This window comes from Phycicoccus sp. 3266 (genome assembly GCF_031456495.1).
In the GTDB taxonomy this organism is placed as follows: Bacteria; Actinomycetota; Actinomycetes; order Actinomycetales; family Dermatophilaceae; genus Pedococcus.
This window is the reverse complement of record NZ_JAVDUW010000002.1, coordinates 126,284-142,861: the sequence shown is the minus strand read 5'-3', so window position 1 is coordinate 142,861 and position 16,578 is coordinate 126,284. Positions and strand designations below refer to the sequence as shown.

The 16,578-nt window shown below is 73.4% G+C and carries 16 protein-coding genes; 3 read left to right on the top strand and 13 right to left on the bottom strand.

The features are described 5' to 3' along the window. Positions 1 to 16 precede the first annotated feature (16 nt). From nadC to J2X64_RS10410, 5 genes are read right to left on the bottom strand one after another with little or no spacing between them, the layout of a single operon-like run. On the bottom strand, positions 17 to 904 hold the full coding sequence (gene nadC / locus J2X64_RS10430; protein WP_310153554.1) for a carboxylating nicotinate-nucleotide diphosphorylase: 888 nt from the start codon (positions 902 to 904) through the stop codon (positions 17 to 19). Further along, positions 901 to 2,661: an L-aspartate oxidase gene (locus tag J2X64_RS10425; RefSeq protein WP_310153551.1), complete on the bottom strand. Its 1,761-nt coding sequence runs from the start codon at positions 2,659 to 2,661 to the stop codon at positions 901 to 903. Before J2X64_RS10425 ends, nadC begins: the two co-directional genes overlap by 4 nt. Then, positions 2,651 to 3,079, bottom strand: a complete 429-nt coding sequence (gene panD / locus J2X64_RS10420; protein ID WP_310153550.1) for an aspartate 1-decarboxylase — start codon at positions 3,077 to 3,079, stop codon at positions 2,651 to 2,653. Before panD ends, J2X64_RS10425 begins: the two co-directional genes overlap by 11 nt. A gap of 35 nt (positions 3,080 to 3,114) precedes the next feature. After that, on the bottom strand, positions 3,115 to 4,056 hold the full coding sequence (gene panC, locus J2X64_RS10415; RefSeq protein WP_310153547.1) for a pantoate--beta-alanine ligase: 942 nt from the start codon (positions 4,054 to 4,056) through the stop codon (positions 3,115 to 3,117). Continuing rightward, a complete protein-coding gene (locus tag J2X64_RS10410) occupies positions 4,053 to 4,949 on the bottom strand; it encodes a Rossmann-like and DUF2520 domain-containing protein (RefSeq protein ID WP_397444040.1) in 897 nt (298 codons plus the stop codon). Before J2X64_RS10410 ends, panC begins: the two co-directional genes overlap by 4 nt. Before the next feature lie 115 nt (positions 4,950 to 5,064). Between J2X64_RS10410 and J2X64_RS10405 the strand changes: the two genes are divergently transcribed. Beyond that, on the top strand, positions 5,065 to 6,027 hold the full coding sequence (locus tag J2X64_RS10405; protein WP_310153542.1) for an SAM-dependent methyltransferase: 963 nt from the start codon (positions 5,065 to 5,067) through the stop codon (positions 6,025 to 6,027). Here J2X64_RS10405 and J2X64_RS10400 read toward each other — a convergent pair. Next, complete coding sequence (locus tag J2X64_RS10400; RefSeq protein ID WP_310153539.1) at positions 6,011 to 7,216, bottom strand: cytochrome P450; 1,206 nt, start codon at positions 7,214 to 7,216, stop codon at positions 6,011 to 6,013. The two genes, J2X64_RS10405 and J2X64_RS10400, sit on opposite strands and share 17 nt — an antisense overlap. 125 nt (positions 7,217 to 7,341) lie before the next feature. On the opposite strand from J2X64_RS10400, the gene J2X64_RS10395 reads away from it, so the two are divergent. Together J2X64_RS10395 and J2X64_RS10390 are read left to right on the top strand one after the other, a co-directional pair. Further along, on the top strand, positions 7,342 to 7,899 hold the full coding sequence (locus J2X64_RS10395; protein WP_310153537.1) for a hypothetical protein: 558 nt from the start codon (positions 7,342 to 7,344) through the stop codon (positions 7,897 to 7,899). Between the two features lie 54 nt (positions 7,900 to 7,953). Then, positions 7,954 to 9,126, top strand: coding sequence for an NADH-quinone oxidoreductase subunit D (locus tag J2X64_RS10390; RefSeq protein ID WP_310153534.1), 1,173 nt, complete (start codon positions 7,954 to 7,956; stop codon positions 9,124 to 9,126). Positions 9,127 to 9,132: 6 nt separating this feature from the next. Here J2X64_RS10390 and J2X64_RS10385 read toward each other — a convergent pair whose 3' ends face one another. The 7 genes from J2X64_RS10385 to hpt all read right to left on the bottom strand — a co-directional run bounded on the left by J2X64_RS10385 (position 9,133) and on the right by hpt (position 16,567). After that, a complete protein-coding gene (locus J2X64_RS10385) occupies positions 9,133 to 9,618 on the bottom strand; it encodes a DUF3180 domain-containing protein (protein WP_310153531.1) in 486 nt (161 codons plus the stop codon). After that, complete coding sequence (gene folK / locus J2X64_RS10380; RefSeq protein ID WP_310153529.1) at positions 9,615 to 10,499, bottom strand: 2-amino-4-hydroxy-6-hydroxymethyldihydropteridine diphosphokinase; 885 nt, start codon at positions 10,497 to 10,499, stop codon at positions 9,615 to 9,617. Before folK ends, J2X64_RS10385 begins: the two co-directional genes overlap by 4 nt. Positions 10,500 to 10,557: 58 nt before the next feature. Beyond that, positions 10,558 to 11,355 carry a dihydropteroate synthase gene (folP, locus tag J2X64_RS10375; protein WP_310155830.1) on the bottom strand — a complete coding sequence of 266 codons (798 nt, stop codon included), beginning with the start codon at positions 11,353 to 11,355 and terminating at the stop codon, positions 10,558 to 10,560. 53 nt (positions 11,356 to 11,408) lie between these two features. Further along, positions 11,409 to 13,151, bottom strand: a complete 1,743-nt coding sequence (locus tag J2X64_RS10370; protein WP_310153526.1) for a phosphatidylglycerol lysyltransferase domain-containing protein — start codon at positions 13,149 to 13,151, stop codon at positions 11,409 to 11,411. Further along, positions 13,148 to 13,741, bottom strand: coding sequence for a GTP cyclohydrolase I FolE (folE, locus tag J2X64_RS10365; RefSeq protein WP_310153524.1), 594 nt, complete (start codon positions 13,739 to 13,741; stop codon positions 13,148 to 13,150). Before folE ends, J2X64_RS10370 begins: the two co-directional genes overlap by 4 nt. Before the next feature lie 12 nt (positions 13,742 to 13,753). Continuing rightward, on the bottom strand, positions 13,754 to 15,853 hold the full coding sequence (gene ftsH / locus J2X64_RS10360; protein WP_310153521.1) for an ATP-dependent zinc metalloprotease FtsH: 2,100 nt from the start codon (positions 15,851 to 15,853) through the stop codon (positions 13,754 to 13,756). Positions 15,854 to 16,030: 177 nt separating this feature from the next. Further along, positions 16,031 to 16,567, bottom strand: a complete 537-nt coding sequence (gene hpt / locus J2X64_RS10355; RefSeq protein WP_397444039.1) for a hypoxanthine phosphoribosyltransferase — start codon at positions 16,565 to 16,567, stop codon at positions 16,031 to 16,033. Positions 16,568 to 16,578 lie beyond the last annotated feature (11 nt).

Below are 16,578 nucleotides of genomic sequence, written 5' to 3'. Positions count from 1 at the left end.
CATCCGCGGGTCGGGGTCAGTCGTCCTCGTCGTCCACGAGGTCGAGGGCGAGGTCGAGGATCGGGCTGGAGTGCGTGAGCCCACCGACCGAGAGGTAGTCGACGCCGGTCTCGGCGTACTCGCGCGCCTCCCCCAGCGTCAGGCCGCCGGTGGCCTCGAGCTCGACGTGCTCGCCCGTGGCACGGACGGCCTCGACCGTCTCGCGCAGCAGCGCTGGAGTCATGTTGTCGCAGAGCAGGAACCGGGCACCCGCGTCCACGGCCTCGACCGCCTCCGCCACGGTGGTGACCTCGACCTGCACGGGGACGTTCGGGTGGGTGGCGCGCACCGCGGCATACGCCTTGGACAGCGAGCCGGCGGCGAGCTTGTGGTTGTCCTTGATCATCGCCACGTCGAACAGGCCCATGCGCTTGTTGGTGCCCCCGCCGGCGCGGACGGCGTACTTCTCCAGCGCGCGCAGACCGGGGGTGGTCTTGCGGGTGTCGAGGACGGTGGCGCCGGTGCCCTGCAGCCGCTGCGCCCAGTCCCACGTGTGGCTGGCGACACCGGACATCCGGCACACGATGTTGAGCATGGTCCGCTCGCCGACGAGCAGGACGCGGGTCGAGCCGCGCAGCACCGCGACGACGTCGCCGGCGCCGACGAGGTCGCCGTCCTGGTGCGGGCAGTCGACCTCGAGCGGGTCCGCGCCGAGGCGCCGGGCCACCTCCTCGAAGACGAGGGCGACCGCCGGGGTGCCCGCGAGGACGCCGTCGGCGCGGGCGACCAGGTGCGCGGTGCTCACCTGGTCGGCCGGGATGGTGGCGTCGGTCGTGACGTCGACGCCCTGCGGGCCGAGGTCCTCCTCGAGCGCGGTGCGGACGACCGCGAGCGCGGCCTCGCGGGGGAACTGCAGGTCGGTCACGCCGGTGCCTCCGTCTGGACGGGTTCGTAGGTGGTGGTCACGACGCCGTCCCGTCCGCGGGAGGCCACGGTGTGGCCGCGCCAGCGGGCGTCGTCGAGGTCGGGGAAGTCGCCGCGCACATGGCCGCCGCGGGTCTCCTCGCGCAGGGCCGCGACGGTCGCAAGGAGCTGGCCGACGTGCAGCAGGTTGGTCGTCTCCCAGGACTGCGGGCCGGGCTCGGCGGTGCCGTCCTGCAGGGACTCCTCGGCCAGCCGCGCGAGGTCCGCGGTGGTCGCGGCGAGCGAGTCGGCGGTCCGCACGGCTCCCGCACCCGTGGTCATGGCCGTCTGCAGCCGGACGCGGGCGACCTCGTCGAGCAGGGCCGCGGCACCCGGGGGGCGACCCGCCTGGCCGGCCGGCACCGGCGGCAGCTCGCCGGCGGCGAGCCGCGTGGTGAGGTCGTCGGCGATGCGCGAGGCGAAGACCAGCCCCTCGAGCAGGGAGTTGGACGCGAGCCGGTTGGCCCCGTGCACACCGGTGCACGAGACCTCGCCGCAGGCGTACAGGCCCTCGACCGACGTGCGGCCGTGCAGGTCCGTGCGCACGCCGCCCGACGCGTAGTGCTGGGCGGGTGCGACGGGCAGCAGGTCGGTGGCGGGGTCGAAGCCGAGCTCACGGCACCGCGCCACGATCGAGGGGAACCGGCGCTCGAGGAACTCGCGGCCGAGGTGGCGGGCGTCGAGGTAGACGTGGTCACTGCCCGTGTCGCGCATGCGCTGCACGATCGCGCGCGCCACCACGTCGCGGGGTGCGAGGTCGGCCAGCGGGTGCAGCCCCTGCATGAAGGGCACGCCGTCGCGGTCGACCAGGACTGCACCCTCGCCGCGCACGGCCTCGGAGATGAGCGGTTGCTGCCCGCTCGCGCCCGGGCCGAGCCACAGCACCGTCGGGTGGAACTGCACGAACTCGACGTCGGCCACCGCGGCGCCCGCCCGCAGGGCGGCGGCGAGGCCGTCGCCGGTGGCCACCGAGGGGTTCGTCGTCGCGGCATACACCTGGCCCAGGCCACCGGTCGCGAGGACGACGGCACGCGCCCGGGCGGCGCCGACGCCGTCGCGCTGGCCCTCGCCGATGACGTGCAGGGTGACCCCGCACGCCCGCCCGTCGGCGTCGAGCAGCAGGTCGAGGACGAGCGCGTGCTCGATGACCTCGATGCCCGGGTCGTCCACCACCTGGTGCAGGGCGGCGATGAGCGCCCGCGAGATCTCCTTGCCGGTGGCGTCGCCGCCGGCGTGCGCGATGCGGTCGCGGTGGTGCCCGCCCTCGCGGGTCAGCTTGAGCTCACCGGCCTCGTCGAGGTCGAACTCGGCGCCGAGCGCCACGAGCTCCCGCACCCGCTGCGGCCCCTCGGTGACGAGCGCCCGCACGGCCCCGACGTCGCAGATCCCCACCCCGGCGACGAGGGTGTCGTGCAGGTGCTCCTCCGGGGAGTCGGCCGGGTCGAGCGCGGCCGCGATGCCGCCCTGGGCCCACTGGGTCGAGCCCTCGGAGAGCACGGTCTTGGTGACGAGCAGCACGTGGTCGACCCGCTGGCGCAGGCGCAGGGCCGCCGTGAGGCCGGCGATGCCGGAGCCCACGACGATGACGTCGGCCTGGGCGGTCCAGCCCGGTTGGGGAGCGCGCAGACGGCCGGGGACGCGCAGTGTGCCGCGGGGCTCGGTGCCGGCGGGCACGGGGCCCGGCACGTCGCCCGGCACCTCGCCGGCCTCAGGCGCCATGGCCGCGGTGCGTGACGGCCGAGGTGTGCAGCCCGAACCCGTCGGGCACGTCGCCGGCGTCGTGCCCGACCTCGACGATGCGGTTCTGCCGGTCCACGAAGACGACCTGCGGCTCGAACGTCCGCGCCTCGGTGTCGTCCATCGCGGCGTACGCGATGATGATGACGGTGTCGCCGGGCGAGATCAGCCGGGCTGCCGCGCCGTTGATGCAGACGATGCCCGAGCCGCGCTCCCCCTCGATCGCGTAGGTGGTGAGCCGGTTGCCGTTGTGGACGTCCACGACGTCCACCTGCTCCCCCGGGAGCAGCCCCGCCGCGTCCATGAGGTCGCGGTCGATGGTGAGCGACCCGACGTAGTGCAGGTCGGCCTGCGTGACGGTGGCGCGGTGGATCTTGGCGTAGAGCATGAAGCGCTGCATGTCGGGTCCTCGGGAAGTGCCGGCCGTGGTCGCCGTCAGGCCGGTGTGGCCGAGTCGACGTCGGAGAAGACGTCGAGCGCGCCCCCACCGGGGCCGACGGAGATGGGCATGTTGTCGATGAGCCGGGTGGTGCCGACCCGTCCGGCGACCGCCAGGAGCGCCTCGCCGCGGTACCACTCGGGCACGTCCTCCAGTGTCGTCGGGTGGACCAGGACGAGGTAGTCGATGAGGGCCAGCGGCTCGCGCACCAGCACCGCCCTGGCTGCGCGGCGCACCGCCGACGGGCCCTCCGGCGCGGCAGCCGCTCCCGCCTTGAGCGCCTTCGACAGGCACAGCGCGACCTCGCGGTCGGTCTCGGTGAGGTAGGCGTTGCGGCTGCTCATGGCCAGCCCGTCGGGCTCGCGCACCGTCGGGACCGAGACGACCCGGACCGGGAAGTCGAGGTCGCGCACCATCCGCCGGATGAGCAGGAGCTGCTGGGCGTCCTTCTGCCCGAAGTAGGCGCTGTCGGCCGCCGTGAGGTGGAACAGCTTGGCGACGACGGTCAGCATCCCGTCGAAGTGCCCCGGCCGCGCCTGCCCCTCGAGGACGGTGCCGAGCGGGCCCGCCGAGATGCGCACGCCCGGGTCGCCGTCCTGGTAGACGACGTCGGGCGTGGGCGCGAAGACGAGGTCGACCCCGGCGCTGCGGCAGATCTCCATGTCGGCGTCGAAGGTCCGCGGGTAGCGCGAGAGGTCCTCCTTGGGCCCGAACTGCAGCGGGTTGAGGAAGATCGTGACGATGACGTGCGCCGCCTCCTGGCGGGCCAGGCGGATCAGGGTGGCGTGGCCGTCGTGCAGGGCGCCCATGGTCATGACCACGGCGACGTCTCCGTCACCGAGCCGGGACCGGGCGGCGCGCAGCTCGTCGCGGGTCCGCGCCACCACCGGGGCGGGGAGCTCCTCGGTGGCCCGGGGTGCGGTGTCCTGGTCGGTCATGGGCGCTCCTCGTCGCGCGCGAGGATCTCCAGCAGGGGCTCCGCGGCGTGGGGTCGTAGCCGTCCGGACGCCAGGGCGCGCTCGGCGGTGGCCCGCGCGAGCGCGACGTACGTCGGACGGACGTCGGGGGTCAGGGTTCGCAGCTGTCTCAGGTGCTCGGCAACCGTACCGGCGTCGCCCCGGGCCACCGGGCCGGTGAGAGCGGCGTCACCACGGCGCAGGGTGTTGTCCAGCGCCGCCTCCACGAGCGGGCCCAGCATCCGGTCCGGCGCCTCCACACCGGCGGCCCGCAGTGCCTGCAGCGCCTGGGAGACGAGGGTGACGAGGTGGTTGGCGCCGTGGGCGAGGGCCGCGTGGTACATCGGCCGGGCCGCCTCGTCGATCCACACGGGCTCGGAGCCGACCTCGACGACCAGCGCCTCGGCGACCGCGCGCAGCGGCTCGGGGGCGGTGATGCCGAAGCAGCAGTCGACGAGGCGGTCGAGGTCGAGCGCGGAGCCGGTGAAGGTCATCGCCGGGTGCAGGGCCATCCCGAGGACCGCCTGTCCCGCCGGCCCGAACACCTCGAGCCCGTGCCGCCCCGAGGTGTGCACCACGAGCTGGCCCGGCCGCCAGGCGTCCGTCGCCGCGAGCCCGGCGACGAGGTCGGCGAGCGCGTCGTCGGGGACCGCGAGGACGACCAGCTCGGCCCTGCGCACCACCTCGTCCGGGGGCAGGACCGGGACGTCGGGCAGCAGCTCGGCGGCCCGCGCGAGCGAAGCCTCGCTCACGGCCGACACGGCCACGACGTGGTGACCGGCCCGCGCCAGCGCCGCGCCGAGGACGGAACCGACGCGGCCGGCGCCGACGACACCGACCGTCAGGCGCGCCGGGCGCTCGTCGCTGCTGGTCACGCGGCCCAACCTATCCCCGCCGGCGCACCGTGCGGGCCCGGCCCCCGACGACGCCGAGGCGTGGGTCGGACGCCCCTCGACCCCACGTCCGCGACCGCGGCCCTAGGTTGGGGCCGTGGTGCGGACCTGGGCGGCGGCGTGGCAGGACGCGCTCTACGGGCCGGACGGCTTCTACCGCGCCGGCGGCGGCCCCGCCGCCCACTTCACGACCGCCACCCACGGCCCGACGGGCCGGGTCCTCGCGCGGGCGCTGCTGCGGCTCGCCGACGAGCACGGGCTCACCGGCGTCGTCGACGTGGGGTGCGGGGGTGGCGAGCTGCTGCACCACCTGTATGCCGTGGGGCAGCGCGAGCGACCGTCGGCAGCGCCGATGCAGCTCACCGGCGTCGACGTGGGCCCGCGCCCGGACGGCCTGCCGGAGGACGTGCGGTGGCTCGTCTCGCCCGGCGGGCCCGCCCTGCCCGACGAGCTCGACGACCTGCGGGACGTCCTCGTCGTGGCGCACGAGTGGCTCGACGTGGTCCCGTGCACCGTCGCGGAGGTCGACGACGGCGGCACCCTGCGCGAACGGCTCGTCGACCCGGCAAGCGGGGCCGAGTCGTGGGGCGACCCCCTGGCCGGAGAGGAGCTGGCCTGGGCCGAGTGGCACTGGCCCACAGCCGCGCCCGGCGACCGGGTGGAGGTGGGACTCTCCCGCGACCGCGCCTGGGCCGGGCTGCTGGGACGCGTCGGCAGCGGGCTGGCCCTCGCGGTCGACTACGGGCACACGGCCGCCACCCGGCCCACGCACGGCACGCTCACGGCATACCGGCAGGGGCACCTGGTCGACCCGGTGCCGGACGGGACCTGCGACCTCACCGCGCACGTCGCCATGGACTCCCTCGCGCACAACGACCTCGTCGACCAGCGCACCGCGCTGACGCGGCTCGGCGTCGACGGGCGGACACCGCCGGTCGAGCTGGCGCGGACCGATCCGGCCGGGTACCTGCAGGCGCTGCAGGAGTCGAGTGCGGCCGCCCGGCTCACCGCGCGCGGTGGGTTCGGCGACTTCCTCTGGGCGTTCAGCCGGCGGGGCTGACGACCAGCCGCTCGAACCCGCGCAGCACGAACGTCGGCCGCTGCACCGCCTCGACGAGCTCGAGCCGCGGGTGCCGGGCCAGGAGCGTGCGCAGCGAGATCGCGAGCTCGAGCCGGGCCAGCGGCGCGCCGATGCAGAAGTGGATGCCTGCGCCGAACGCCAGGTGCGGGTTCGGGTCGCGCGTGGGGTCGAACCGGTCGGGGTCGGCGAAGACCTTCGGGTCGCGGTTGGCGGCGCCGAGCAGGGCGGCCACCTTCTCGCCCGGCTCGAGGTCGACGCCCGCGACGGACGCCGGCTCCTTGGCCGTCCGCTCGAACAGGTGCAGCGGGCTGTCGTGGCGCAGGAACTCCTCGACGAGCCGCTCGACCGCGGCGTCGTCCCGGGGGTCGACCTGCGGCCGGTCCGGCGCGGTCAGCCAGGAGTGCAGGCCGTTGCCGAAGCCGTTGACGCTCGCCTCGTGACCGGCGTTGAGGAGCAGGACCGCCGTCGCCACGAGCTCGTGGGCCGACAGCCGGTCCGAGCCGTCGCGCGCCTGGACGAGGTCGGTGAGCAGGTCCTCACCGGGCGCCTTGGCGCGCTCGGTCGCGAGCTCCTCGACGTATGCCGCGAAGGCCGCCGCGGCGTCGCGCGCCGCCTGCTCCTCCGCGGGCGTGCGGTCGACCTCGTACATGCGCACGATCGCCTGCGACCACGGCCGCAGGTGGTGCCGGTCGGCCTCGGGCACCCCGAGCAGCTCGGCGATCACGAGCACCGGCAGCGGCTCGGCATACTCCTCGATCACGTCGAACGGCCCGCTCTCCGGGAGCTCGGCGAGCAGCCCTGCCGAGAGCTCCTCGATGCGCGGCGCGAGCCGCTGCACGTGCCCACGGCCGAAGGCGCCGGCCACGAGCCGGCGCAGGCGGGTGTGCTTGGGCGGCTCGCTGTCGAGGATCGAGTCGGCGTGCAGCCAGTTGAAGGTGTCCCAGTCGTCCTCGGGCGTGCGCGGGCCGAAGACGCGGCCCAGCCGACGGTCGCGCAGGACGGCCCCGGCCTCGGCGTGGCCGGTCGCCAGCCAGGTGCCCATCCGGCTGTGCCAGGCGATCGGCGCCCGCTCCCGCAGGGCGGCCATCGCGGGGTAGGGGTTCGCGACGACCGACGGGTCGCCGAGGTCGAGCAGGTCGGCGGCGTCGAGCGAGGACTTCGTGGGCACGGGAGCAGCCTGCCCCAGCGGCTGGCGCGATGTCAGCCCGGGGCCACCACCTGCACGTTTTGGGCCGATCCCGCTGTCCACGGCACACTGGATCGCTGCTGAACCTCGAAAGGACCCCCGTCCCCATGACCTTCCAGCACCGTGCCCGCGTGGTCGCCGGCCTCGCTGCCGTCGCCTCGTTCGCCCTCGCCGGCTGCGGCGGTTCGCCGAAGAACGCCGACGTGACCGTGACCGTCACCCCGACCGTCACCGCCAGGGCCGCAACGGCGACGAAGACGCCGGCCCCGAAGGCCACCAGCGACGTCAAGGGCCGCGCCTTCGACTACGGCACCGTCACCAAGGTCGGGACGGTGGCCGGCACGACCGTCATCGAGCTCGACCGCTGGACCTGGAAGGGCCTGGACGACGGCAAGCTCGCGCAGCAGGGCGTCCCGACGAAGCCGTTCAGGGGCAAGGTCCCGTACGAGAACCAGAACGACAAGCTGACCTACTCGATCCCCGTGGTCGACGGCGCCAGGATCCTCGTCCACCACTGCATCGCCGCCGACCAGCCGCTGCAGACCAAGTCCGCCGACGCGGCCGCGCTGGCGAGCCTGCCCGACCGCGAGAACACCGTCCTGGTCAAGCTCGACGACCAGGGCCGCATGGTCGCCGCCGACAACATCCCCGGCTGCCCCGGCTAGCAATCCCGGGCCGCCCCGGGCTGGCACCCCTCGCGGCGGACTAGCCTGCAGGGCATGAGCACCACCGGCGACCAGCGCGAGCTCACCGTCGGCATGGGGGCGGGCGGCCTGGCCACCGCCGACATGGTGCTCAACATCGGCCCGCAGCACCCGGCGACCCACGGGGTGCTGAGGCTGCGGATCGTGGTCGACGGCGAGCGCATCGTCAGCGCCGACCCGATCGTCGGGTACATGCACCGCGGGGCCGAGAAGCTGTTCGAGGTCCGCGACTACCGGCAGATCGTCGTGCTCGCGAACCGGCACGACTGGCTCTCGGCGTTCGCCAACGAGCTCGGCGTCGTCCTCGGGGTCGAGCGGATGCTCGGCATGGAGGTCCCCGAGCGGGCGGTCTGGGCGCGCACGCTGCTCGCCGAGCTCAACCGGGTGCTCAACCACCTGATGTTCCTCGGCTCCTACCCGTTGGAGCTCGGCGCCATCACCCCGATCTTCTACGCGTTCCGCGAGCGCGAGGAGCTGCAGGCGGTCATGGAGGAGGCGTCCGGCGGCCGGATGCACTACATGTTCAACCGTGTCGGCGGCCTCAAGGAGGACCTGCCGGCCGGCTGGCTCGACCGGGTCGACCGGGCCGTGGCCGCCGTGCGGCGCCGCCTGCCCGACCTGGAGTCGATGCTCGTCGGCAACGAGATCCTCGAGGCGCGCACCCGCGGGGTGGGCGTCCTCACGCCCGGGACCATCGCGGCACACGGCGTCTCGGGGCCCATCGCGCGGGCGTCCGGCGTCGACGTGGACCTGCGCCGCGACGAGCCCTACCTGGCGTATGCCGAGCTGTTCGCCGAGGGCGGGCCGGGCCGGGTCGTGACCCGCGCCGACGGCGACTGCCTGGCGCGCCTGGAGGTGCTGCTCGAGCAGGTGCACGTCAGCCTGGACCTCGCCGAGGCGTGCCTCGACCGGCTGCGGTCGCTCCCCCGCGGGCCGGTCAACGTCCGGCTGCCCAAGGTGCTCAAGGTCCCCGAGGGCGACCTCTACACCGCCACCGAGAACCCGCTGGGCTTCAACGGCTACTACCTGGTGTCGCGCGGGGAGAAGACGCCGTGGCGGCTCAAGCTGCGGTCGGCGTCGTTCAACAACGTGTCGGTGCTCGGCGAGGTGCTGCCGGGCAACCTCGTCTCCGACATGGTCGCGATCCTCGGCTCGATGTTCTTCGTCGTCGGCGACGTCGACAAGTAGCGCCGGTCAGTCGTCGCTGCGGCCCTCGCGGCGGCGACCCTCGTCCCCGTCGTCGATGCGGCACATGCGCTGCGTCAGCATGCCGGCGACCGCGAGCAGGGCGGCGGCCACGCAGACCGTCAGCAGCCGCCAGAGCGCGTCGCGGTACCCCGGCAGGTCGAGGTCGGCGACGGCGTGCGGGACCAGCCCGGCGTACCACCCGAGCACGGCCGACCCGGTGAGCCCCGCGGCCTGCGCCAGCACGAGCGTCCGCGCGGCCCGGATCGGGCTGAGCGTCTTGGTCGCCCGCCCCCGCAGGAAGCGGCGCACGGGGAGCCCGGCGGCCAGGACGAGGACGGCCATGATGACCAGCAGCACGGCCGACACCCACGAGGGGGCGGACAGCAGGTGCCCGCGCCCGAGGTAGACCCGCCACCCCACGAACGACACGAGCCCGACGACGAGCGCGATCGCCACGAGCTGCGACCAGCGCAGCCCCGTGCCCGAGTTCACCACGGGCCCTCCAGCAGGTCGACGTCCGGTCCGGGACGCACGCCAGAGGTGTCGAGGCCGGCCACGACGTCGCCCACCCGGCGCACCTGCCCGTCCACGCGCAGGACCGCCTCGGGGTCGGCCTGCAGCCACGGCACGAGCACGAACGCCCGCTCGTGCGCCCGGGGGTGCGGCAGCGTCAGCGTCGCGGAGTCCATGACCACGTCGGTGTCGAACACCGGGTCGCCGTACTGCACGAGGTCGAGGTCGAGCGTCCGCGGCCCCCAGCGCACCTCGCGGGTGCGGCCGTGTTCGCGCTCGATGTCGTGCAGGCCGGCCAGCAGGCTGGACGGCGCGAGGTGCGTGGTGCCCGTGACGACCGCGTTGAGGTATGCCGGCTGCTCCGGCCCGCCGACGGGGTCCGTCTCGACGAGGCGCGAGACCGCCGTGACGTCGAGCAGGCCGTGCAGCGCGACGGCGGCGTCCTGGAGCGTGTCGACCGAGTCCCCGACGTTGGAGCCGAGGGCGACCACGACAGGAGTGCACCGCTCGCGGCTCACGACCACCTGCACGTCGGTGAACGGGACCCCCACGGGCGCCTCGGGCTTGTGCACGGTGACCTCGACCGCCTCGACCAGCGGCCGGGCCAGGACGCGGTCGGCGATGCGGGCCGCGAGCGCCTCGATCAGCTCCAGCGGCTCGCCCTCGACGAGGGCCACGACGTCGGCTGCGACCTCGGCGTAGTTCACCGTGTCGGCGAGGTCGTCGCTCGACCCGGCGGGGGCCAGGTCCACGTCCATCGTCACGTCGACGACGAAGACCTGGCCGTCGCGCTTCTCGAAGTCCAGGACCCCGTGGTGCCCGCGCGCGGAGATCCCCTTGAGGACGATCTGGTCACTCATCATGACTCCCGCGAGATGTCGGAGCGACGAAGGAGCGGACAGCTTCGTGGGGTGATGTTCATCGTGCCTCCTCGATGGCCCGGGCGACGCGCATCGCGTCGAGGGTGGACGGCACGTGGTGGACGCGCACCCCCCACGCCCCGAGCCGGGCTGCGTGCATGGACGTGGCGGCGGTCGCCACGTCGCGGTCCAGCGGTTCGCGCGGCGCGCCACCCTCGGGCACGCCGAGCCGGCCCAGGAACGTCTTGCGCGACGTCCCGACGAGCACGGGGTGGCCCAGGCCGAGGAGCTCCTCGAGCCGCGCCAGGAGGGCCCAGTTGTGCGCCGAGAGCTTGGCGAACCCGAACCCGGGGTCGAGGACCAGCCGGTCCTCGCGCACCCCCTGCGAGGTGAGGGCGTCGACCCGGGCGAGCAGCTCGTCGCGGACGTCGCCGACCACGTCCCCGTAGACGGCGCGGGACTGCATGTCGGCGCTGTGGCCGCGCCAGTGCATGACGACGAACGGCGCACCGGCGTCCGCGACGACGGCGGCCATGCCGTCGTCCGCGAGACCGCCGCTGACGTCGTTGACCAGAGCCGCCCCGGCCTCGAGCGCGGCGGCCGCGACCTCGGCCCGCATGGTGTCGACCGAGACGACGGCACCGTCCCGGACGAGGGCCCGCACGACGGGAAGCACCCTCCGCAGCTCCTCCTCGACCGAGGGGCGCTGCGCGCCGGGTCGGGTCGACTCGCCCCCGACGTCGAGGACGTCGGCGCCCTGTGCGAGGAGCTCGTGCCCGTGGGCGACGGCCGCCTCCGGCTCGAACCACTGGCCACCGTCGCTGAAGGAGTCGGGGGTCACGTTGACGACTCCCATGACGACGGGCAGGCCGTCGGTACGCCGCAGCGGCCAGTCCTCGCGCGTCAGGCTCACCTGGCCCCCACGGCCTCACGGGCACCGTTGAGGCGCCCGAGCTTCGGCCAGACGAGGAACGCCTCGGCCTCCAGGGAGGCGAGCGCCACCCGGGGCAGGTCCCCCGCTGCCGGGTAGACGAGGAAGCGGGGCTGCCACTGGGGCTGGAACTTGGCGTTGAACCGGTACAGGCTCTCGATCTGCAGCCAGCGCGAGGCGAACAGCAGCACCCGCCGCCACAGTCGCAGCACCGGCCCGGCACCGAGCCGCTCACCCCGCTCCAGGGCCGAGCGGAACGCGGCGAAGTTGAGCGAGACCCGCCGCACGCCGAGCTCGGGCGCCCGCTGCAGGGCGGTCGCGATCATGAGCTCGTTGACGCCGGCCTCGGCGGTCGAGTCGCGCCGCATGACGTCGAGGGACATGCCGTCGTCGCCCCACGGCACGAACTGCAGGAACGCGCGCACGACCCCCTCGTGCCGCGCGGTCACGAAGACGCAGTCCGGGTCGGCGACCGGGTCGACGAGCCGTCCGAGGGCCATCGAGAAACCGCGCTCGGTGTCCGAGGAGCGCCACGCCGACGCGTCCTTCATCGCCTCGTCGCGCACCACCGGGTCGACGTCGCGAACGCGGGTGACGTCCACGGCATACCCGGCGCGCTCGATCCGGCCCACCATCTGGCGCACGTTGCGCATGGGCCGGCCCTGGAGGGTGAAGGTCGTCGTGTCGACGACGGCCTCGTCGCCGAGCTCGAGCGCGGTGAAGCCGGTCTCGCGGACCCACACGGTGCCGGCCTGCTCGGAGCAGCCGAGGACCGCGGGGGTCCACGCGTGGTTGCGCGCCTCCTCCAGGAACGCCTCGATCGCGCCGGGCCAGGCCTCGGGGTCGCCGAGCGGGTCACCGCTGGCGAGCATGACGCCGCTGACGACGCGGTAGGCGACCGCGGCCTTGCCGGTCGGCGACCACACGACGGACTTGTCGCGGCGGGTGTTGAAGTACGCGAGGGAGTCGGCGTGCCGCTGCATGAGCATGCGCAGCCGCTCGTCGTCGTCGTCGGTCAGCTCGGGGCGCGGCTCCGCCGGCCGCAGCGCGAGGTAGATCGTCGTGAACGCCGTCATGAGGCCGAGGCCGAGCAGCAGCGAGCCGAGGATGTCGTCCTCCCGGTGGTGGGTGAACTGCAACGGCCCGCTCACCCCCACGGCGCCGTAGAGCAGCTCGCGGACCAGGTCGGGGAAGGATGGGAAGCCACCGACGATGTGGCGGCGGTTCATCCAGATCGCGGCGGTCCCGGCCAGGAACGACACGGTGCCGAGCACGAGGAACGCGCGCACCGCGCGCCAGCGGGTGCTGGGGTCGCCGAGGGCGAAGAACTCGCGCCGGTTGCGCACGAGGAGCGCGAGCGCGGACAGCGAGACCAGGGTCGACACCGGCTCGACCTTGGCCGCGTGCAGGACCACGGAGATCCCGAGGAGCGCGACCGCGGCGCGCCAGGCCCGTCGCTTGCGGCGCTTGAGCGAGTGGCCCAGGACGAACAGCAGGACCCCGGACACGACGGTCGCGGCCGCGGCGGCGTCGGACAGGGCGCCCGGGAGCACCTCGGTGAGCTCGAGCAGCCGGTGCCGCCAGCTGTGCAGCAGGCCGGTCAGCAGGTCGAGCAGGCCGATGAGGTACGTGAGGTTGCCGAGGAGGGCCGGCGCCTTGCTGGGCGTCAGGATGCCGGGGAGCCGGGTGGTGGTGGTGTGGGTGCTCTCGCGACCGCTCACCGCTTGCCCCCGAGCAGGAGCGACATCGCCTCTGCCCGCGTGGCGGGGTCGCGCAGCTGGCCACGCACGGCCGAGGTGATGGTGCGGGACCCGGGCTTGCGGATGCCGCGCATCGACATGCACAGGTGCTCGCACTCGACGACGACGATCACGCCCTGGGCCCCGAGGTGGGTGACGAGCGCGTCGGCGACCTGGGTCGTGAGCCGCTCCTGCACCTGGGGGCGCCGGGCGTACATCTCCACCAGGCGCGCCAGCTTGGACAGGCCGGTGACGCGGCCGTCCTTGGCCGGGATGTACCCGACGTGGGCGACTCCGTGGAACGGCACGAGGTGGTGCTCGCACATGGAGTACACCTCGATGTCGCGCACCAGGATCATCTCCTCGTGCTCGATCTCGAAGGTCTTGCTCAGGACCTCGGCCGGGTCGAGGGCGAGGCCGGCGAAGAACTCGCCGTACGCGCGCGCGACCCGGGCCGGGGTCTCCACGAGGCCCTCGCGGTCCGGGTCCTCACCGATGGCGATGAGCAGCTCGCGGACCGCGGCCTCGGCACGGGCCTGGTCGACCACGTGCCGTGGCGTGTCTGGGGACATCGGACCGGCGCCTCAGTGCTGCCCGGAGCCCGGGTCGACCGGGTCGCTCCCGGGCGTCTCGATGACCTGGGTGGGCGGGTGCTCCTCGGACGACTTGACCGCACCCGCCTCGGCGGCGCGGTCGATGGCGACGGCCGTGTGCCGGTCGCTGCCCGCGGACTCGAGTCCGCTGCTGCCGTTCTGCGCGGCCCGCTCGGCCGGCGTCAGCACCGGGGGCTGGTCGGACAGGAACCGGGTCTCGCTCGACAGCCACGTCGGGCGCAGCGGGCGCTTGCGCACCGGCGAGAACAGCTCGGCGAGCTCCTTGGCGTTGAGCGTCTCGTGCTCGAGCAGCTCGAGGACGAGGTGGTCGAGGATGTCGCGGTTGTCGTTGATGACGTGCCACGCCTCGTCGTGCGCGTTCTCGATGAGCTTGCGCACCTCCTCGTCGACGACGCTGGCGATCTCCTCGGAGTAGTCGCGCTCGTGGCCCATGTCGCGGCCGAGGAAGACCTCGCCCTGGCTCTGGCCGAGCTTGATCGCGCCGATCCGCTCGCTCATGCCGTACTCGGTGACCATCTTGCGGGCCATGCCGGTGGCCTTCTCGATGTCGTTCGCCGCACCGGTGGTCGGGTCGTGGAAGACGACCTCCTCGGCGACGCGGCCGCCGAGGGCGTACGCGAGCTGGTCGAGGATCTCGTTGCGGGTGGTGGAGTACTTGTCGTCGGTCGGCATGACCATCGTGTACCCGAGCGCCCGGCCGCGCGGCAGGATCGTCACCTTGGTGACCGGGTCGAGGTGGTTCATCGCCGCGGCGACCAGGGCATGGCCGCCCTCGTGGTACGCCGTGATCTTGCGCTCCTTGGCGGACATGATCCGGGTGCGCTTCTGCGGACCGGCGATGACGCGGTCGATGGCCTCGTCGAGGGCGTGGTCGTCGATGAGCTTCTTGTCGCTGCGGGCCGTGAGCAGGGCGGCCTCGTTGAGGACGTTGGCCAGGTCGGCACCGGTGAAGCCCGGGGTGCGGCGGGCGACGGCGAGCAGGTCGACGCCGGTGGCCATCGGCTTGCCCTGGGAGTGCACCTCGAGGATGCGGTGGCGGCCGATCATGTCGGGCGCCTCGACCGCGATCTGGCGGTCGAACCGGCCCGGGCGCAGCAGCGCCGGGTCGAGGATGTCGGGGCGGTTGGTCGCCGCGATGAGGATGACGTTGGTCTTGACGTCGAAGCCGTCCATCTCGACGAGCAGCTGGTTGAGCGTCTGCTCGCGCTCGTCGTGGCCACCGCCGAGGCCGGCGCCGCGGTGGCGGCCGACCGCGTCGATCTCGTCGACGAAGACGATGGCGGGGGCGTTGGCCTTGGCCTGCTCGAACAGGTCGCGGACGCGGGAGGCGCCGACACCGACGAACATCTCGACGAAGTCCGAGCCGGAGATCGAGTAGAACGGGACGCCGGCCTCACCGGCGACCGCGCGGGCGAGCAGCGTCTTGCCGGTGCCGGGCGGGCCGTAGAGCAGGACGCCCTTGGGGATCTTGGCGCCGACCGCGAGGAACTTGGCGGGCTCGGACAGGAACTCCTTGATCTCGTGGAGCTCCTCGACCGCCTCGTCGACACCGGCGACGTCGGCGAAGGTGACCTTGGGCGTGTCCTTGGTCGCGAGCTTGGCGCGGGACTTGCCGAACTGCATGACGCGCGAGCCGCCGCCCTGCATCTGGTTCATGAGGAACCAGAAGATCGCCAGCAGGATGATGATCGGCAGCAGGGAGCCGAGCAGGGCCAGGACCGGGTTGGTGTCCTTGATCTGCTGGTCGACACCACCGGGCGGCGGGTTGTCCTTGAGCAGCTGGATGATGCCCGGGCCGGCCGCGTCGACGTACTGGGTGCGGACCTTGGTTGCGTCCTTGACGTTCTTGCCGTCGGAGTACGTCTGCCCCTTCTTGAGGTCGATGTCGACGACCTCGTTGTTGGTGACGACGACGCGCTCGACCTTCTTGTCGGAGATGAGCTGCTGCGCGGCCGAGGTGTCGATCCGGGTGTAGCCACCCGCATCGCTGAAGCTGAACACCGTCAGGGTGATCGCGACGACTGCCACGACCCAGAACAACGGGGCTCGAAGGATGCGCTTGAAGTCCATGTGTGTAGCGGGGCCGGCGGCCCCGTGCCTCCTGCTCGGTCACGCTTCGTGCCGTCACCCTGCTGGGCGCGGCGTCACCACGACGGTACTACGCGGTACCCCCGTGGTTCGTGCTGGTCAACGACCCGGATGGCGGTGGTGTTCCGACGTCCGGCACGGGTCCACGGCGCGTTCGCCTCAGGCGTACACGTGCGGGGCGAGGGTGCCCACGACCCGCAGGTTGCGGTACTGCTCGGCGTAGTCGAGGCCGTAGCCGACGACGAACTCGTTGGGGATGTCGAAGCCCACCCACTTGACGTCGATCTCGACCTTGGCCGCGTCCGGCTTGCGCAGCAGCGTGCAGATCTCGACCGAGGCGGGCGAGCGGGACTCGAGGTTCGAGCGGATCCACGACAGGGTCAGGCCCGAGTCGACGATGTCCTCGACGATGAGGACGTGCTTGCCCGAGATGTCGGTGTCGAGGTCCTTGAGGATCCGCACGACGCCGGAGGACTTGGTGCCCGATCCGTAGGACGAGACGGCCATCCAGTCCACGGGCGCGGTCCCCGGGAGGGCGCGGGACAGGTCGGCCATCACCATGACGGCGCCCTTGAGCACGCCGACGAGGAGCAGGTCCTTGCCCTGGTACTCGGCCCAGATCTCCGCGGCCAGCTCCTCGAGCCGGGCCTGGATCTCCTCCTCGGTGATGAGGACCTTCTCCAGATCTGCTCCCATGTGGGCAGCGT